At 70.0% G+C, this 18,542-nt stretch carries 11 protein-coding genes and 3 rRNA genes; 3 read left to right on the top strand and 11 right to left on the bottom strand.

The features are described 5' to 3' along the window. Positions 1 to 14 precede the first annotated feature (14 nt). From OG799_RS06025 to OG799_RS06005, 5 genes are all read right to left on the bottom strand, one after another. Positions 15 to 3,749 carry a S8 family peptidase gene (locus tag OG799_RS06025; RefSeq protein WP_406043903.1) on the bottom strand — a complete coding sequence of 1,245 codons (3,735 nt, stop codon included), beginning with the start codon at positions 3,747 to 3,749 and terminating at the stop codon, positions 15 to 17. A 199-nt stretch (positions 3,750 to 3,948) separates the two neighbouring features. Continuing rightward, positions 3,949 to 4,833: an NAD kinase gene (locus OG799_RS06020; RefSeq protein ID WP_406043901.1), complete on the bottom strand. Its 885-nt coding sequence runs from the start codon at positions 4,831 to 4,833 to the stop codon at positions 3,949 to 3,951. Next, the gene (locus OG799_RS06015; RefSeq protein WP_406043899.1) at positions 4,830 to 5,681 is read right to left on the bottom strand and encodes a TlyA family RNA methyltransferase; all 852 of its coding nucleotides are present in this window, start codon (positions 5,679 to 5,681) and stop codon (positions 4,830 to 4,832) included. Before OG799_RS06015 ends, OG799_RS06020 begins: the two co-directional genes overlap by 4 nt. Positions 5,682 to 5,702: 21 nt before the next feature. Further along, a complete protein-coding gene (locus OG799_RS06010; RefSeq protein WP_406043897.1) occupies positions 5,703 to 5,954 on the bottom strand; it encodes a hypothetical protein in 252 nt (83 codons plus the stop codon). A 28-nt stretch (positions 5,955 to 5,982) separates the two neighbouring features. Then, a complete protein-coding gene (locus OG799_RS06005; protein WP_406043895.1) occupies positions 5,983 to 6,525 on the bottom strand; it encodes a phasin family protein in 543 nt (180 codons plus the stop codon). A gap of 113 nt (positions 6,526 to 6,638) precedes the next feature. On the opposite strand from OG799_RS06005, the gene OG799_RS06000 reads away from it, so the two are divergent. Further along, positions 6,639 to 6,974, top strand: coding sequence for an SCP2 sterol-binding domain-containing protein (locus OG799_RS06000; protein ID WP_406043893.1), 336 nt, complete (start codon positions 6,639 to 6,641; stop codon positions 6,972 to 6,974). Positions 6,975 to 6,996: 22 nt separating this feature from the next. Here the strand turns inward: OG799_RS06000 and OG799_RS05995 are convergent, their stop codons facing one another. Together OG799_RS05995 and OG799_RS05990 are read right to left on the bottom strand one after the other, a co-directional pair. Beyond that, positions 6,997 to 8,016, bottom strand: coding sequence for an HAD-IIA family hydrolase (locus tag OG799_RS05995; protein WP_406043891.1), 1,020 nt, complete (start codon positions 8,014 to 8,016; stop codon positions 6,997 to 6,999). Then, complete coding sequence (locus OG799_RS05990; RefSeq protein WP_406046216.1) at positions 8,013 to 9,089, bottom strand: hypothetical protein; 1,077 nt, start codon at positions 9,087 to 9,089, stop codon at positions 8,013 to 8,015. The genes OG799_RS05995 and OG799_RS05990 overlap by 4 nt, the downstream gene beginning before the upstream one ends. Here OG799_RS05990 and OG799_RS05985 point away from each other — a divergent pair. After that, a complete protein-coding gene (locus tag OG799_RS05985) occupies positions 9,045 to 10,802 on the top strand; it encodes a hypothetical protein (RefSeq protein WP_406046526.1) in 1,758 nt (585 codons plus the stop codon). The two genes, OG799_RS05990 and OG799_RS05985, sit on opposite strands and share 45 nt — an antisense overlap. Positions 10,803 to 10,894: 92 nt before the next feature. Here the strand turns inward: OG799_RS05985 and rrf are convergent. The 4 genes from rrf to tyrS all read right to left on the bottom strand — a co-directional run bounded on the left by rrf (position 10,895) and on the right by tyrS (position 18,025). After that, a 5S ribosomal RNA gene (rrf, locus tag OG799_RS05980) occupies positions 10,895 to 11,011 on the bottom strand. 85 nt (positions 11,012 to 11,096) lie between these two features. After that, positions 11,097 to 14,204, bottom strand: a 23S ribosomal RNA gene (locus OG799_RS05975). 374 nt (positions 14,205 to 14,578) lie between these two features. Next, positions 14,579 to 16,095 (bottom strand): 16S ribosomal RNA (locus OG799_RS05970). The 16S, 23S and 5S rRNA genes sit together here, the layout of an rRNA operon. A gap of 646 nt (positions 16,096 to 16,741) precedes the next feature. Beyond that, positions 16,742 to 18,025, bottom strand: coding sequence for a tyrosine--tRNA ligase (tyrS, locus tag OG799_RS05965; protein WP_406046215.1), 1,284 nt, complete (start codon positions 18,023 to 18,025; stop codon positions 16,742 to 16,744). A 107-nt stretch (positions 18,026 to 18,132) separates the two neighbouring features. Between tyrS and OG799_RS05960 the strand changes: the two genes are divergently transcribed. Then, positions 18,133 to 18,516, top strand: coding sequence for a PaaI family thioesterase (locus OG799_RS05960; protein WP_406046214.1), 384 nt, complete (start codon positions 18,133 to 18,135; stop codon positions 18,514 to 18,516). Positions 18,517 to 18,542 lie beyond the last annotated feature (26 nt).

The raw sequence follows: 18,542 nt of genomic DNA, 5'->3' as shown, positions 1-18,542 counted from the left end.
CCGCCCCGCCCGCGTCAGCGCAGCCCGTACGCGTCGACCACGGTCTGGTCGACGGTGTCGCCGGCGCGGTCGCCGGCGTGCACCCGCAGCGACACCGTGCCGTGCCCGGCCGGCACCATGGCAGTGAAGCTGGTGCCCGAGCCGTTCACCGGCACCGCCCGCCAGTTCTGCCCGCCGTCGAACGACACCTCGACCCGGACACTGGTGCCGGTCGGCGCCGGCACGCCGGCCGGCTGGCGCAGCGTCAGCCCCAGCTGGTGCGGGTGGCCGCCGGGCACCTCGCCCCGCAGGTCCGCCGGGACCTGGTAGTCCACCTGCAGCAGCGACAGCGGCTGGGCGGCGTCACCGGCCGGCCGGGCCGAGGTGAACTGCCACGCGGTCTCGGTACGGGTGGCCCAGCGCCACTCCTCGGAGGACCGCTCAGTGGTGAGGTCCAGCCGGTAGCGGGCCGCCCCCGGGGTGGTCGGCACGATTGCCCAGCCGCCGGAGAGGTCGGCGATCTGCTGCCCGTCCCGGCTCAGCCGGGCCTGCACCGTGTCCCGCTCCTCGCTGGCCCGGGCCGGGCTGTAGTGGCCGTCCGCGTCGACGAACTCGGCAACCCGCAGGTTCAGGGTGTCGCCGGTGCGCGTGGGCACCGGCGCCCCGCCGCCCGCCGGCACGGCCGGCCGGACCACCGGGGCGTGCCAGGTCTCGGTGGCCCGGTCGTCGGCCGCGTACCGCCGGGGCTGCTCGGTAAGCCCACCGAGCAGCGGCCCCCAGGACCAGGTGAGCTGGTGCAGCACCCGCTGCTGCCACCAGGAGTCCCCGGCGCTGACGAACTCCTGCCGCGTGGTGCCCGTACGCACCATCCGCTGGTCGTCGTTCCAGGAGTACTCCTGCCAGGGGCGCCAGCCGAACCGCTGCTCGCTGGCCCAGTCGGACCCGCCGGTGTCGGCGTAGCGGGCGGTCACCTCGGCGGTGTTGTCCGCGGTGACCCGGTGCACGATCCGCTCCGGGACCCGCCCCTTCGACACCTGCCACACGTCGTACAGGTAGGGGCTGTCCACGGTCAGCGTCACGTCCAGGGTCGCGCGGCCGCTCTTCGCCGCCGCGATCATCGGCTGTCCGTCGTCGTACGCGACCACCAGCGACGGGATCGGCAACCGATCCCCGTCCGGGCGCCAGACCGTCCACGCGCTCCGGTCCGCCGGGCGGACGATGAGCACCATCGCGGCGCCAGCCGCCGTGGCGTCGGCGATCTGGTCCTCCTCGGCGCGGTCGTAGCTGCCGGCGACCAGCGCGGCCGCACCTCGGACCCCGGCCCGGGCCAGCTCGGCGGCGGTGCCGTCGCCCGCCCAGACCAGCGGCAGCTTCCGCCGGCCAGCCGGAGCCGGCGACTGGCCCAGCAGGTTGATGTCCAGCGGACCGGAGACGTTGCTGACCTGGGCGTCCACCATGGGCGCGACCAGCTGCCAGCGGGAGGCGAACTCGAACTCGCCCCGGCTCACCGGCCGCGTCGGGGTGACGTTGACCTGCTGGGTCGTGCTGAAGTTCATGACGCCGTGGTCGACCTGCCGCCCGTTGCCGAAGACCCGGTGCTCATAGAAGCTGATCACCGCCCGCTGCTCGGTCGGCTTCGGCGTCTCGATCCGCACCGGAGTGCCCTTGCGCGGGTCGAGCACCACGGTGAGGTCGCGGTCCACCATGAGCTCGGGGTCGGTGACCAGGGTGATCTGCTCGTCCAACGGGGCGCCGTGCTCGATCAGCCCCTCGAGCAGGTACGGACCCTCCTCGACCTGCACCTGCGCCTCGCCGGGGATCCAACCGATGTGGTCCGACTCGGGGTGCTCGCCGAAGAGGGTGACCACCGACGCCAGGCCGGGCTGCCCGGCCATGTCCAGGGCGCGCAGGGTGACGGTGTGGATCGGTCCGCTGAGGGTGAGCCCGACGGCCGTACGTACCGCGACACCGTCCGCGCCGGTGGCCACCAGCCACCCTCCGTGCACTCCCCGGTCCAGCTTCGCCGGGTCGGCGTGCAGCGGGACGTTCACGCTGCCGCCGGCCGGCACGGTCACCTCCGTGCCGTCGAGCGACACCCCGTCGGTCTCCGCCGCGCCGCTGTCCAGGTTGCGCAGCTCAAGCGCCAAACGCAGGGTCTGCGCCGCGCCGGTGCCGTTGGTGTACGTCACGCTCCGCTCCGCCACCGCACCGCCGGTGTTCACCCGGCCGAAGTCGGCGGTGGCCGAGCCGTACACCCGCTGGCCCAGCGCGCGGGCCACGTCCACCCGGCCGCCGCCCTGCTCGAAGACGGTCAGCGCCGGGTTGCCCTTCGCGGTGCTGACCAGCGCGTCCTTGAGCTTTCCGGCGGTCCAGTCCGGGTGTTCCTGGGCGAGGATCGCGGCCGCGCCGGCGACGTGCGGGGTGGCCATCGACGTCCCGGACGCCCGGGTGTACAACTCGTCCACCGGCGTACCCATGATGGTGCCGGCGGCGCGGGCGGCGACGATGCCGACACCCGGCGCGGTGATCTCCGGCTTCAGGCCGTTGTCACCCAGGCGCGGACCCCGGCTGGAGAAGTCGGCCAGGTTGTCGTCGCGGTCCACCGCCCCGACGGTGAGGGCCGCGGCGGCCGCGCCCGGCGTCCCGACGGTGCCCGCCGCGCCCTCGTTACCGGCGGCGATCACGAAGAGCGCGCCGGTCTCGGCGGTGAGGTCGTTGACCGCCTGGCTCATCGGGTCGGTGCCGTCGGTGGCCGGGCCGCCGAGGCTCATGCTGACCACCTTCGCGCCGGAGTGGGCGGCCCACTCCATGCCCGCGATGATGTCCGAGCCGTAACCGCTGCCGTGGTCGTCGAGCACCTTGCCGATCAGCAGCTGTGCGCCGGGGGCGACGCCCTTGCGCAGCCCGTTGGAGGCGGCGCCGCTGCCGGCGATGGTGGAGGCCACGTGGGTGCCATGGCCGTGGCCGTCCCGGGCGCTGCCGCTGCCGCTGCCGGTGAAGTCCTGCGCCTCGGCGATCCGTCCGGCCAGGTCGGGGTGGCCGCCGTCGACGCCGGTGTCGAGCACCGCCACCCGGACGCCGTTGCCGTCCCGGCCGGCCGCCCAGGCCGCCGGGGCGCCGATCTGCGGCACGCTGTGCTCCAGATCCGCGTGGACCCGCCCGTCCAGCCAGACGCGGGCGATGCCGGCGCCGAGCCGGGGCGCGCCGGCGGTGGTCCGGGCCTCCGGCGTGCCCCGCAGCGTGGTCCACAGGCCGCCGAGGTCGCCCTTGCCGACCCGCAGCGCCGCGCCGTTGATGCTCTCCAGCGGCCGGGCGGCGGTGGCGCCGGCGAGCGGCCGGACCCGGCCGGCGGCGGGCTGCTGGTAGCGGACGATCAGCGGCAGCGCGCCCTGCGCGGCGTCGCCGTAGCCCTCGGCGGCCAGCTCCTCCACGTCGAACAGGTTGGGGTCGAGCACCCCGGCGGAGACGTACGGCACGACGTCGCTGGGCAGCACCCGCATCCGGCCGTCGGCCTCCACGGTGTGGAAGGTGATCCGCTCCCGGCCGGGGCCGGGGCGGACCGTGGCGGCGACCCGGCCGGGCGCGGCCTGGACCAGGTCGACCTGGTCGCCGGTGATCAGGGTGATGCGGGCGGGCGCGCCGCCCGAGGCGGGGGCGGCCGGGATCGGGCCGGTGGGCCGGGTGGGCGGGGCGGCGGACGCCGGTGCGGCGAGTCCGACGACCAGCGCGCCGACCGCGCCAGCGGTCAGCCAGCGTGGGGGCCAGTGCATGCGATGCGCTCCTCTTCTCCGAGGGTCGGTCCCAGGAGATCGACCGCTCGAAGTCTGCGACGGAGATCATCGGATGGTCACTAGCTGCGGCCCGCCGCATCAGCGACATGTCGCCAGGTGGACAACGGCCGACCGGGGCCGGGCCGCCGGATATCCGGCGGGTTGCCGCCGGGCGGCGACCGGCGACGGGTCACCCGCGTCAGCGGCGGCTGCCGCGCCAGCCCTGCACCGGCAGGTCGAACTTGGCGACCAGCCGGTCGGTGAAGGGTCGCGCCCGGAGCCGGACGATCCGCACCGGCAGCGTGCCCCGGCGCACCGTCACCTTGGCGCCGGGGGGCAGGTCGTAGACCCGCCGCCCGTCGCAGGAGAGCACCGCCAGGGTGGTGAACGGGTCGACGGTGATCACGAAGGTCGAGGTCGGCGCGGTGACCAGCGGCCGGCTGAACAGCGCGTGCGCGCTGATCGGCACCAGCAGCAGCGCCTCCACCTCCGGCCAGACCACCGGCCCGCCGCCGGAGAACGCGTACGCGGTGGAGCCGGTGGGGGTCGCGCAGACCACCCCGTCGCACCCGTACCGGGACAGCGGGCGGCCGTCGACGTCGACGAGCAGCTCCAGCATCTGGGCGCGCTCGCCCTTCTCGACGCTGATCTCGTTGAGCGCCCACGACTCGATGGTCGGGCCGCCCTCGAACTCGGCCGTCACGTCGAGGGTGAGCCGCTCGTCGACGGTGTAGTTGCGGCCGACCACGTCCCGTACCGCGGAGTCCACGTCGTCGATCTCGGCCTCGGCGAGGAAGCCGACCTTGCCGAGGTTGATGCCGAGCAGTGGGGCCTTCGCCGGCCGGGCCAGCTCGGCGGCGCGCAGGAAGGTGCCGTCGCCGCCGAGCGCGAAGACGATCTCCGCGCCTTCGGCGGCCTGCGGGCCGGTGACCGGGACGACGCCGGGCAGGTCCAGGTCGTCGGCCTCCTCGGCCACCACCCGTACCTCGAAACCGGCGGCGATCAGGTCCGCCGCCACCGCGCGGGCGTGCTCGGTGCTGCGGCGGCGGCCGGTGTGCGTCACCAGCAGAGCGGTCCGGCTCACCGGGCGACCTCCTCGATCGTGGGATCCGCGGGTGGTGGGACGCCCGCGGGGCCGGCGGCCACGACGGCACGGACCCGCTCCGGGTCCGCGGCGGGCGCACCTCGGCGTAACCATACGAAGAACTCGACGTTGCCGCTCGGCCCGGGCAGCGGACTGGCGGCCACGTCGGCCAGGCCCAGGCCGAGCTGCGCCGCCGCCGCGGCCACATCGAGCACCGCCTCGGCCCGCAGCTCCGGGTCGCGCACCACCCCGCCCGCGCCGACCCGCTCCTTGCCGACCTCGAACTGCGGCTTGACCATCAGCGCCAGGTCGCCGTCGGCCCGGGTGCAGCCCGCGAGGGCGGGCAGCACCAGCCGCAGCGAGATGAACGACAGGTCGGCCACGGTGAGGTCGACCTGGCCGCCGATGGCCTCCGGGGTCAGGGTACGGACGTTGGTGCGCTCGAACACCCGGACCCGCTCGTCAGTGCGCAGCGGCCAGGCCAGTTGGCCGTAGCCGACGTCGACGGCCACCACCTCCGCCGCGCCGGCGCGCAGCAGCACGTCGGTGAAGCCGCCGGTCGAGGCGCCGGCGTCCAGGCACCGCCGCCCGGCCACGGTCAGCCCGCCGGGGGCGAACGCGGCGAGCGCGCCGGCCAGCTTGTGGCCGCCCCGCGAGACGTACTCGGCGGTCGGGTCCTCGCCGGTGACCAGCAGCGGGTCGGCGGGGTCGACCATCGCCGCGGCCTTGCGGGCGGGCACCCCGCGCAGCTGGACCCGGCCGGCCTCCACCAGCGCGGCGGCCTGCTCGCGGGAGCGGGCCAGGCCGCGGCGGACGAGTTCGGCATCCAGCCGGTTACGACGTGCCATGGGTGGTTCTTCTCCGGTGGGTCAGGCCTGGTCGATGCTGGCCAGGGTCTCGCGCAGCGTCTCGTACGCCGCCTCGTACTGGGCGATCTGGTCCGCCGGGGAGAGCGTGGCGGCGTTGGTCATGGCCTGCACGGCGGCGTCCACCGCCGGGTGCCGGGCGTCCTCGACGTCCTCCCAGGACGCCGCCGGGCCGGGACGGACCCCGGGCGGCGGACCCGGTCGCCCGCCGGCCGGCGGGGCTGGACGCGGACCGGGGCGGTACGGGCCGGTCACGAGGCGGCCCCGCAACCTGTGCGGGCGCTCACGCGGCGCCGCCCGGCGTCTGCTTGCGGCCGGGCGCCTTCTTCGCCGGCCGGACCGGCATGGCGGGCGACTCCTCGGCAGGCGTGCGCGCCACGGTGGCCGGCGGCTTCTTCGCGATCGCCTTCTTGGCGATCGCCTTCTTCGCCACGGTCTTCTTCGCCACGGCGGTCGTGGGGGTGGGGGCGGGGCGGCCCGGCACCGTGGAGACGGGCGCGGCGGCGGAGGCGTCCGCCGGGACCGTCTTCGCCTCGCGCAACTGCCGTTCCAGCTCGTGCACCCGGCGGGTCAGCTCCGCGACCTCGTCGGCGGTGGCCAACCCGACCGCGCCGAGCGCCCGGTCCACCTCGAAGCGGACCAGCTTGGTCAGCGCCTCCCGGTTCGCCAGGCCGGTGGAGACGAGTTCCTCGGCGAGGGCCTGCAACTGGCCGGCGGTGACGCCGCCCTGGCCGACCACGCGCCGAACGGCGTCCTGGGCCTTCTTCCGGGGCGCCTCCGTCAGGCCCATGGCCAGCTCGAGGTAGGCGCGCCACGCGTCCTGCATGCCTGAGTCCTTCCGCGGGGCGGGGGTGTGCAGGTGTCACGCTACCGGGCCCCTCCGACCACCCGTTGCGGTACGGTGCCGGGGAACGGCGTGGCATCCGATGAGGAGACGATGTGGCCAGCGTGGACGAGTGCCGGCAGGCGTTGCGGGAGCTGGCCGAGCGGCTGGACCGCCACGCGCACGTGCAGGGCCGGATCGACCTGGACCGGACGCTTGCCTGCCGGATCACCGACCTGGACACCGCGTTCCACGGCCGCCTCGAAGGCGGCCGGCTGGTCGACCTCGCCGACGGCGACGACCCGAAGGCCAAGATCGCGCTGAGCGCCAACAGCGACGACCTGATCGCCCTGGTGCACGGTCAGCTCGACATCACCAGGGCGGTGACCGCCCGTCGGGTGTCCGTCAAGGCCAACCCGTTCGACCTGATGAAGCTCCGCAAGCTGCTCTGAGCCGCGTCGGGCCGGGTCCGCGTCAGGCCGGCAGGCCCAGCGCCGCCAGCACCGCGCCCGCCTCCGGCGACGCCGCCCGCACCGTCGGGCCCGTCGCGGTCGCCCAGGCGACCGCGCAGAGCGTGGCCAGGGCGTCCAGCGGGCGCCCCGCGCCGCCGAGGGCCAGGCCGCCGTCGGTCACCGTCACCGACCAACCCCCGCCGTCGGGCACGCCGGGCAGCCGGACCACCGCCGCCGGGTCGAAGAGCCCGGCCAGATCCATGGCGACGTACGTCGGCCGGCGCGCCTCGGGGGCGGCCAGCAGTTCGGATACGTCGCTGACGCCGGTGAGCACCAGCAGGCTGTCCAGCCCGGCACGCCGGGCACCCTCGATGTCGGTGTCCAGCCGGTCACCGACGACCAGGGTCCGCCCGGTGCCCGCCCGGCGGGCGGCGGTGGCGAACAGCGCCGGCTCCGGCTTGCCGACCACCACGTCCGGCTCCCGCTCCAGGGCGGTACGCAACACGGCCACCAGCGACCCGTTGCCGGGCAGCGGGCCCCGCTCGCTGGGCAGCGTGCGGTCGGTGTTGGTGGCGTACCACGGCGCTCCGGCGCGCACCGCCAGCGACGCCTCGGCCAGGTCCACCCAGCCGACCTGCGGGCCGTACCCCTGGGCCACGGCGGCCGGCTCCTCCTCGGCCAGGGACACCGGGCGCAGGCCGACGGCGCGGATCTCGGCGCGCAGCGCCTCCGCGCCCACCACCAGCACCGGCGCTCCGGCGGGGAGCCGGTCGCGCAGCAGCTCGGCGGTGGCGGCGGCCGAGGTGAGCACCTCCTCCGGCCGGGCCGGGACGCCCATGCCGCTGAGCAGGCCGGCCACCTCGCTGGAGCGGCGGGAGGCGTTGTTGGTGGCGTACGCCACCGCCTTGCCGTCGGCGTGCAGCCGGCCGACCGCCTCGACCGCACCGGGGATCGGCTGGTCGATCAGGTAGATCACCCCGTCGAGGTCGAAGACGACCAGGGCGTACCCGTCGACCAGCCGTTCCCCGGCGTCCGCGGTCATCGCTGGTCGGACTCCGACCCGCGGGCCGGCTCGTCGCCGGTCGCCCCGGTCCGCCCGGCCGTGCCGTCCGCCAGGTCGGTCCCGCCCTCGACCACGCTGGTCTCGCCCTCGGCCGGGTCGGTCTCGCCGGACCGGACCTGGTCGGCGACCCCGCGCTCCTCGGCGTCGGTCAACTCGTCCTCGGCCAGGTCGTCGCCGTCGCCGTACCGGGCGTCGCCGCCACGGTCCCGGTCGTCGTCCTCGTCGTCGAGGTCGTCCTCGTCGTCGTAGCGGGCGTCGCCGTCGAGGTCGTCGTCCTCGTCGTCGGCGTCCGTGTCGTCGTCCTCGTCGTCGGCGTCCCCGTCGTCGTCCGGCTCGGTGTCACCGCCGGTCAGGTCGGCGTCGGGGCGGGCCGGCACGGCGCCCGGGGCGCCCGGTCCGGCGGCGAGCTCCTCGGCCGGAGACTCCTCGTCCTCGTCGTCGCCCTCGATCACCACGCCGTCGAGCTCGAGCAGCCGTTCCGCCGCGTCGGTCTCCCCGTCGGAGTCCAGGTCGGCGGCCCGGGAGAACCACTCCCGCGCCTCCTCGCGCCGGCCCACCGAGAGCAGCGCGTCGGCGTACGCGTAGCGCAGCCGCGCGGCCCAGGGCTCGGACGAGTCGGCGGTCAGCTCGGGAACCTGGAGCATCGCCACCGCCGCGTCCTTCTGGCCGAGGTCACCCCGCGCCCCGGCGGCGACGATCAGCAGCTCGATCGCGACCGACTGGTCGAGCTTCTCCCGGTCGGCACCCCGGAACAGGTCGATCGCCCGCTCCGGACGCCCGAGGGCCCGCTCGCAGTCGGCCAGCACCGCCAGGTGGCTCTGCAGACCGGTCATCCGGTGGTAGGTGCGCAGCTCGGCGATCGCCGTCTGCCACTCCCCCGCGTGGTACGCGGCCAGCCCGACCGCCTCCCGCACCGCGGAGATCCGCGAGGCGAGCCGACGGGCGGCGAGGGCGTGCGCCAGCGCTTCCGCCGGGTCCTCGTCGATCAGCTGACCGGTGGCGACCAGGTGCCGGGCGACGGTCTCCGCCACCGGCTTGTTCAGCGAGAGCAGCTCGGCCCGGACGGTCGAGTCGAGGTCGGTCGCGACGATCTCGTCCGGCAGCGCCGGCCCGGTGACCCGCTCGCCGCCCTCGGCCCGACGGTCGTCCCGCCGGTCCTGCGGGCCGGCGCCGTAGCCGCCCTGGCGAGCACGGTCGTCCCGCGCCGGCCGGTCGCCGTAGCTACGCCGGTCGCCGTCCCGCTCGGTACGCGGGCCGCCACGGAACCCACCCTCGCGGTCGTCCCGGCGGAAGCCGCCCTCGCGACGCTCGCCGCCACGGAACCCGCCCTCGCGGTCGTCCCGGCGGAAGCCGCCCTCGCGACGCTCGCCGCCACGGAAGCCACCCTCGCGGCTGTCGTCCCGCCGGAAACCGCCCTCACGGCGATCCCCGCCCCGGAAGCCACCCTCGCGACGGTCGCCGCCCCGGAAGCCACCCTCACGCGGCGCGCCACCCTCACGGCGGAAGCCACCTTCACGACGGTCACCGCCACGGAAACCACCCTCACGCGGCGCGCCACCCTCACGACGGTCACCGCCACGGAAACCACCCTCGCGGCTGTCTCCACCGCGGAAACCGCCCTCGCGGCGGTCGCCCCCACGGAAACCGCCTTCGCGGGGCGCGCCACCCTCACGACGGTCACCACCACGGAAACCGCCTTCGCGGGGCGCGCCACCCTCACGACGGTCACCACCACGGAAGCCACCTTCACGGCGCTCGCCGCCACGGAAACCACCCTCACGCGGCGCGCCGCCCTCACGACGGTCACCACCACGGAAGCCACCCTCACGGCGCTCGCCGCCACGGAAACCACCCTCACGCGGCGCGCCGCCCTCACGACGGTCACCGCCACGGAAGCCACCTTCGCGGGGCGCGCCGCCCTCGCGGCGGTCGCCACCACGGAAGCCACCCTCGCGGCGGTCACCGCCACGGAAGCCACCTTCACGCGGCGCGCCACCCTCGCGGCGGTCACCGCCACGGAAGCCACCTTCACGCGGCGCGCCACCCTCGCGGCGGTCACCGCCACGGAAGCCACCTTCACGCGGCGCGCCACCCTCGCGGCGGTCACCACCACGGAAGCCACCCTCGCGGCGGTCGCCACCGCCGAAGCCACCCTCACGGGGACCCGACCGGAAGCCACCCTCACGGCGCTCGCCGCCGGCGAAGCCGCCCTCGCGGCGGTCACCACCGCGGAAACCACCCTCACGACGGTCACCACCCCGGAAACCACCCTCGCGCGGCGCCTCGCCGTCCCGGCGGAAGCCGCCCTCACGGGGACCCGACCGGAAGCCACCCTCACGGTTGTCTCCACCGCGGAAGCCACCCTCGCGGCGGTCGCCACCACGGAAACCGCCCTCGCGACGGTCGCCACCGCCGAAGCCACCCTCACGGGGACCCGACCGGAAACCACCCTCGCGGCGCTCGCCGCCACGGAAGCCACCCTCGCGGGGCGCGTCACCGTCGCGGCGGAAGCCGCCCTCACGGGGGCCGGACCGGAAGCCACCCTCGCGGCGGTCACCGCCGCGGAAGCCACCCTCACGGTTGTCGTCCCGCCGGAAACCGCCCTCGCGGCGGTCACCGCCGGCGCCGCTGCGCGGTCCGCCCGAGCGGTCGTCGCGGTTGCCCCGGTACGGGGGACGGTCGTCGCGGCGGGCGTCACCGCGCCCCTGCTCGCGGTCGGCGCGGTCCTCGTAACGACGGGGGCGATCGCCGCCCTGCGGTCCTGAACTCACAGGTACATCCTTCCTCATTGCGTCGCCAACGACGCTAACGCAGTCGAGGGCCGACCCTCATGGGGCGGCCCTCGACTGGAATGTTTGTCCGGCGGCGTCCTACTCTCCCACACCCTCCCGAGTGCAGTACCATCGGCGCTGGAGGGCTTAGCTTCCGGGTTCGGAATGTTACCGGGCGTTTCCCCTCCGCCATGACCGCCGTAACTCTATCGACATGTCAAACAACACCACCACACGTGGTCTGTTGTTCGTTTGTCGGGAGTTGCACAGTGGACGCGTAGCAGCTTGGTAGTCAAGTCCTCGGCCTATTAGTACCGGTCAACTGAACCCGTTACCGGGCTTACATTTCCGGCCTATCAACCCAGTCGTCTAGCTGGGGGCCTTACCCCACAAAGTGGGTGGGATACCTCATCTTGAAGCGAGCTTCCCGCTTAGATGCTTTCAGCGGTTATCCCTTCCGAACGTAGCTAACCAGCCGTGCCCCTGGCGGGACAACTGGCACACCAGAGGTTCGTCCGTCCCGGTCCTCTCGTACTAGGGACAGCCCTTCTCAAGTATCCTACGCGCACGGCGGATAGGGACCGAACTGTCTCACGACGTTCTAAACCCAGCTCGCGTACCGCTTTAATGGGCGAACAGCCCAACCCTTGGGACCTGCTACAGCCCCAGGATGCGACGAGCCGACATCGAGGTGCCAAACCATCCCGTCGATATGGACTCTTGGGGAAGATCAGCCTGTTATCCCCGGGGTACCTTTTATCCGTTGAGCGACACCGCTTCCACATGCCAGTGCCGGATCACTAGTCCCGACTTTCGTCCCTGCTCGACCTGTCAGTCTCACAGTCAAGCTCCCTTGTGCACTTGCACTCAACACCTGATTGCCAACCAGGCTGAGGGAACCTTTGGGCGCCTCCGTTACCCTTTAGGAGGCAACCGCCCCAGTTAAACTACCCACCAGACACTGTCCCTGAACCGGATAACGGTCCGAAGTTAGATACCCAAATCAACCAGAGTGGTATTTCAAGATTGCCTCCACCCATACTGGCGTATGGACTTCACCGGCTCCCACCTATCCTACACAAGCTAATTCGAATACCAATGTCAAGCTATAGTAAAGGTCCCGGGGTCTTTCCGTCCTGCCGCGCGTAACGAGCATCTTTACTCGTAATGCAATTTCGCCGGGCCTGTGGTTGAGACAGTGGGGAAGTCGTTACGCCATTCGTGCAGGTCGGAACTTACCCGACAAGGAATTTCGCTACCTTAGGATGGTTATAGTTACCACCGCCGTTTACTGGCGCTTAAGTTCTCCGCTTCGCCCCGAAGAGCTAACAGGTCCCCTTAACGTTCCAGCACCGGGCAGGCGTCAGTCCATATACATCGAATTACTTCTTCGCATGGACCTGTGTTTTTAGTAAACAGTCGCTTCCCCCTGCTCTCTGCGGCCATACAACGCTCCACCCGCGCGGGGCTTCACGTCTCCGGCCCCCCTTCTCCCTAAGTTACGGGGGCAATTTGCCGAGTTCCTTAACCACAGTTCGCCCGATCGCCTCGGTATTCTCTACCTGACCACCTGTGTCGGTTTGGGGTACGGGCCGCTAAGAACTCGCTAGAGGCTTTTCTCGGCAGCATAGGATCACTGACTTCACCTGAATCGGCTCGGCATCACGTCTCAGCCTATATGCACCGCGGATTTGCCTACGGCACGGCCTACACGCTTACCCCGGCACAACCACCGGCCGGGCTCAGCTACCTTCCTGCGTCACCCCATCGCTTGACTACTACCCGCCAGGTTCCCACGCTCACCGCGTTTGGTCCGAAGACCGCCCACAGATCGGGTGGTTAGCACAACGAGGTTCGTCAGGGTCGCTCTTTCGCGGGTACGGGAATATCAACCCGTTGTCCATCGACTACGCCTCTCGGCCTCGCCTTAGGTCCCGACTCACCCAGGGCGGATTAGCCTGGCCCTGGAACCCTTGGTCATCCGGCGGAAGGGTTTCTCACCCTTCTTTCGCTACTCATGCCTGCATTCTCACTCGTGCCGCGTCCACAACTGGGTCACCCCGTTGCTTCACCCCCGGCACGACGCTCCCCTACCCATCCACACACCTGCACAAGGAATCAAGTCCAAGCGAGGTTGAAATGTGAATGCCACAGCTTCGGCGGTGTGCTTGAGCCCCGCTACATTGTCGGCGCGGAACCACTTGACCAGTGAGCTATTACGCACTCTTTAAAGGGTGGCTGCTTCTAAGCCAACCTCCTGGTTGTCTATGCGACTCCACATCCTTTTCCACTTAGCACACGCTTAGGGGCCTTAGCTGGTGATCTGGGCTGTTTCCCTCTCGACTACGAAGCTTATCCCCCGCAGTCTCACTGCCGCGCTCTCACTTACCGGCATTCGGAGTTTGGCTGATTTCGGTAAGCTTGTGGGCCCCCTAGACCATCCAGTGCTCTACCTCCGGCAAGAAACACGCGACGCTGCACCTAAATGCATTTCGGGGAGAACCAGCTATCACGGAGTTTGATTGGCCTTTCACCCCTAACCACAGGTCATCCCCCAACTTTTCAACGTTGGTGGGTTCGGCCCTCCACGCGGTCTTACCCGCGCTTCAGCCTGCCCATGGCTAGATCACTCCGCTTCGGGTCTAGGACACGCGACTGAATCGCCCTATTCAGACTCGCTTTCGCTACGGCTCCCCCACACGGGTTAACCTCGCCACGTGCCACTAACTCGCAGGCTCATTCTTCAAAAGGCACGCCGTCACCCCGCAAGGCTCCGACGGATTGTAGGCGAACGGTTTCAGGTACTATTTCACTCCCCTCCCGGGGTACTTTTCACCATTCCCTCACGGTACTCGTCCGCTATCGGTCACCAGGAAGTATTTAGGCTTACCAGGTGGTCCTGGCAGATTCACGGCAGATTTCAGGGGTCCGCCGCTACTCGGGAACACCCACAGAAGGTCAGCAACTTTCACGTACCGGACTATCACCGTCTACGGTTGGCTTTTCCACACCATTCGGCTAGCCACTGACTTTGTAACTCCTCGAACAAGTGTCAGCTCGTTCAGCGGGGTCCCACAACCCCGACCACGCAACCCCTGACAGGTATCACACGCAGCCGGTTTAGCCTCAATCCGCTTTCGCTCGCCACTACTCACGGAATCACTATTTGTTTTCTCTTCCTACGGGTACTGAGATGTTTCACTTCCCCGCGTTCCCTCCATACACCCTATGTGTTCAGGTGCAGGTGACACCACATGACTGGTGCCGGGTTTCCCCATTCGGACACCCTGGGATCACAGCTTGGTTGACAGCTCCCCCAGGCCTATCGCGGCCTCCCACGTCCTTCATCGGCTCCTGGTGCCAAGGCATCCACCGTTCGCCCTTGACAACTTGACCACAAAGATGCTCGCGTCCACTGTGCAATTCTCAACAAACGACCAACCCACAACCCGATCCGCCCCACACCAAACCCGACGACCCGCCGGCGGTATGCGAGGCCAGGCCATGCCTGGCAGACTCCCGAAACCTCAACGGCCTCGGACCAGTCTCTGAAAGACAACCAAGGTTGTTCCTTCAGGACCCAACAGGGTGCTCTACATCCTCCCCCAGCCGCACCAGGACTTCATTCCACACCACCGAAGTGGCCGTACTAGAAGGACCCCGGCCGTTGCCGAAGGAAAACTCGCCAGTGTCTCCGCCATTGAGCACCCCGACCCGACATTCGCGGGCCGCGGGCTCCTTGCACCCTTTCAGGTGAAGGTGCTCCTTAGAAAGGAGGTGATCCAGCCGCACCTTCCGGTACGGCTACCTTGTTACGACTTCGTCCCAATCGCCAGCCCCACCTTCGACGGCTCCCTCCCACAAGGGGTTGGGCCACCGGCTTCGGGTGTTGCCGACTTTCGTGACGTGACGGGCGGTGTGTACAAGGCCCGGGAACGTATTCACCGCAGCGTTGCTGATCTGCGATTACTAGCGACTCCGACTTCACGGGGTCGAGTTGCAGACCCCGATCCGAACTGAGACCGGCTTTTTGGGATTCGCTCCACCTCACGGTATCGCAGCCCATTGTACCGGCCATTGTAGCATGCGTGAAGCCCTGGACATAAGGGGCATGATGACTTGACGTCATCCCCACCTTCCTCCGAGTTGACCCCGGCAGTCTTCGATGAGTCCCCGCCATAACGCGCTGGCAACATCGAACGAGGGTTGCGCTCGTTGCGGGACTTAACCCAACATCTCACGACACGAGCTGACGACAGCCATGCACCACCTGTGACCGCCCCCGAAGGACCCGACATCTCTGCCGGTTTTGCGGCCATGTCAAACCCAGGTAAGGTTCTTCGCGTTGCATCGAATTAATCCGCATGCTCCGCCGCTTGTGCGGGCCCCCGTCAATTCCTTTGAGTTTTAGCCTTGCGGCCGTACTCCCCAGGCGGGGCGCTTAATGCGTTAGCTGCGGCACAGGGAACCGGAGAGGCCCCCCACACCTAGCGCCCAACGTTTACAGCGTGGACTACCAGGGTATCTAATCCTGTTCGCTCCCCACGCTTTCGCTCCTCAGCGTCAGTATCGGCCCAGAGACCCGCCTTCGCCACCGGTGTTCCTCCTGATATCTGCGCATTTCACCGCTACACCAGGAATTCCAGTCTCCCCTACCGAACTCTAGCCTGCCCGTATCGACTGCAGGCCCGCAGTTGAGCTGCGGGTTTTCACAGTCGACGCGACAAGCCGCCTACGAGCTCTTTACGCCCAATAAATCCGGACAACGCTCGCACCCTACGTCTTACCGCGGCTGCTGGCACGTAGTTGGCCGGTGCTTCTTCTGCAGGTACCGTCACTTACGCTTCGTCCCTGCTGAAAGAGGTTTACAACCCGAAGGCCGTCATCCCTCACGCGGCGTCGCTGCATCAGGCTTCCGCCCATTGTGCAATATTCCCCACTGCTGCCTCCCGTAGGAGTCTGGGCCGTGTCTCAGTCCCAGTGTGGCCGGTCGCCCTCTCAGGCCGGCTACCCGTCGTCGCCTTGGTAGGCCATCACCCCACCAACAAGCTGATAGGCCGCGAGCCCATCCCAGGCCGAAAAACTTTCCACCACCAGTCATGCGACCAGCAGTCCTATTCGGTATTAGCCCCGGTTTCCCGGGGTTATCCCAAAGCCTAGGGCAGGTTGCTCACGTGTTACTCACCCGTTCGCCGCTCGAGTACCCCGAAGGGCCTTTCCGCTCGACTTGCATGTGTTAAGCACGCCGCCAGCGTTCGTCCTGAGCCAGGATCAAACTCTCCAACAAAAACTTGTTGAAAACATGTCCTGACAACAAAAGTGTTGCCAAAGGAATCCAAACCAACAACCCTCCCGAAGGAGAACTGCCAGTCCGGGGTATAAATCAATTTGGCACTGGCTTATCAAGCACCCTGTTGAGTTCTCAAAGAACAACCACACACCATCCGAAAGCCCTACCCAGTAGGACCCCATCCGGGGCATTTCGTTCGTCCCACACCCGCCGCTCTCGCGCCGGGCACTTTTACTACGTTACCCGGTGGCTTTTGCCGTGTCAAACCGGTGTTTCGCGGTTTGTCGTGCGCCAACCCTTTTGCTGGGCACCACTATTCGACCGGCTCGCGCCGGGCGCTTCGTGGATTTCGGCAGGACGGCCGTTGCGGTCTCCCGCACGCTCGCCCGTTTCCCTGCCGGCCGATGAACCTTACCCGGTCGGCTCCGCCTCGCCAAATCCGCCTCGCGGCGAATCCGGGGCACCGCCCGGTCCAGACTCCGATGGCGTAATCCATCCGACCCTGGGGTCATTCCCGCGCTCCGGCCTTCCAGGTCTTTCGCCTGTTTCGTCCGTTCCGCGCTGGCAGAGAGAAAGTTACGCGCCCAGCGGATTGATCGTCAAATCCGCTGGGCGCGTCCCGCGTCACACTCTCGACGGACGGCTATTTGCGCAGCTCAACGCCGGCGAACGAGCGCTTGCCGCGGCGCAGCACCAGGTACCGACCGTGCAGCAGGTCCGCCGGGCCGACGGTGGCGTCCACCTCGGAGATCCGGGTGTTGTTGACGTAGGCGCCACCCTCGGCGATCACCCGCCGGGCCTCCTTCATGCTCGGCACCAGCCCGGACTCCTTGAGCAGGCCCGCCACGTCCGGCAGCTCCGTGAGGTGCACCAGGCCGGCCTCGGTGAGCGCGGCCCGCAGCGTCGCCGGGGACAGCTCGTCGAGGGACCCCCGACCGAAGAGCGCCTGGCTGGCGGTGACCGCCTGGGCCATCTCCCGCTCCCCGTGCACCAGCGTGGTGAGCTCCTCGGCCAGGGCCCGCTGGGCGAGCCGCGCCTGCGGGCGCTCCGCGGTCGCCTTCTCCAACTCCTCCAGCTCCTCCCGCGAGCGGAAGCTGAAGTAGCGCAGGTAGCGGGTCACGTCGCGGTCGTCGGCGTTGACCCAGAACTGGTAGAAGGCGTACGGGCTGGTCATCTCCGGGTCCAGCCAGACCGCGCCGCCCTCGGTCTTGCCGAACTTGGTGCCGTCGGCCTTGGTGACCAGCGGCGTCACGAACGCCTGGACGGGGCCGGCGCCGCGGCGCCGGACGTAGTCGACGCCGGCGGTGATGTTGCCCCACTGGTCGGAGCCGCCGTACTGGAGCTGGCAGCCGTGCCGGCGGTGCAGCTCGAAGAAGTCGTTGGCCTGGAGCAGCTGGTAGCTGAACTCGGTGAAGCTGATGCCGGTGTCCAGCCGGGCCTTGACCACCTCGCGGGCCAGCATCTTGTTCACCGGGAAGTGCTTGCCCACGTCGCGCAGGAACTCGACCACCGACATCTCGCCGGTCCAGTCCAGGTTGTTGACCAGCTGGGCGGCGTGCTCCCCGGTGTACGAGACGAACGGCGCGAGCTGGTCGTGGATCCGCCGTACCCAGCCCTCGACCACCTCGGGCGGGTTGAGGGTGCGCTCGGCGCTCTCCTTCGGGTCGCCGATCTGGCCGGTGGCGCCGCCGACCAGCAGCAGCGGCCGGTGCCCGGCGAGCTGGAGCCGGCGCGCCGTGGTGACCTGCATGAGATGGCCGACGTGCAGGCTGGGGGCGGTCGGGTCGAAGCCCACATAGAAGGTGGCACTCCCGCCGTCGAGCAGCTCGCGCAGCTCGTCGAGGCCGGTCGAGTCCTGGATCAGGCCCCGCCACCGCAGGTCTTCGGTCAGGGAGTCCCGCCCGTGCGGGAGGTTGCTGTCGGTCACGGTCACCGATTCTCCCCCATCAAGCCCCCCGGGCCGTACCGGGTTTGCCGCTCGGCGGGGCGACTAGGCTGTCGGCTCGGTACGAGCGAGGAGGGGCTGCCGTGGAGATGCCGGACCTGACCGGGGGCTTCGTCGCCCTGCTGGGCCTGAAGTTCGACGAGGTCAGCGGCGAGAAGGTGGTCATTCGCTGGGAGGTGCGCCCGGAGCTGCACCAGCCGTTCGGGATCCAGCACGGCGGGGTCTACTGCTCGGTGGTCGAGACCGCGGCCAGCGTCGGCGGCTCGATCTGGCTGGGCGACCGGGGTCAGGTGGTCGGGGTGTCCAACCAGACCGACTTCCTGCGGGCGGTGCGCGAGGGTGAGTTGACCGCGGTGGGTACGCCGGTGCACCGGGGCCGCAGCCAGCAGCTCTGGCAGGTGGAGATCACCGACGGCGACGGGCGGCTGGTCGCGCGTGGCCAGGTGCGCCTGCAGAACCTCACCGCCGCCTGACCGCCCCACCCCGAGCAGACCTGCCC

Origin of the sequence: Micromonospora sp. NBC_00898, assembly GCF_045207895.1 — a bacterium.
GTDB lineage: Bacteria > Actinomycetota > Actinomycetes > Mycobacteriales > Micromonosporaceae > Micromonospora.
This window is presented reverse-complemented; position numbering and strand designations above follow the sequence as displayed.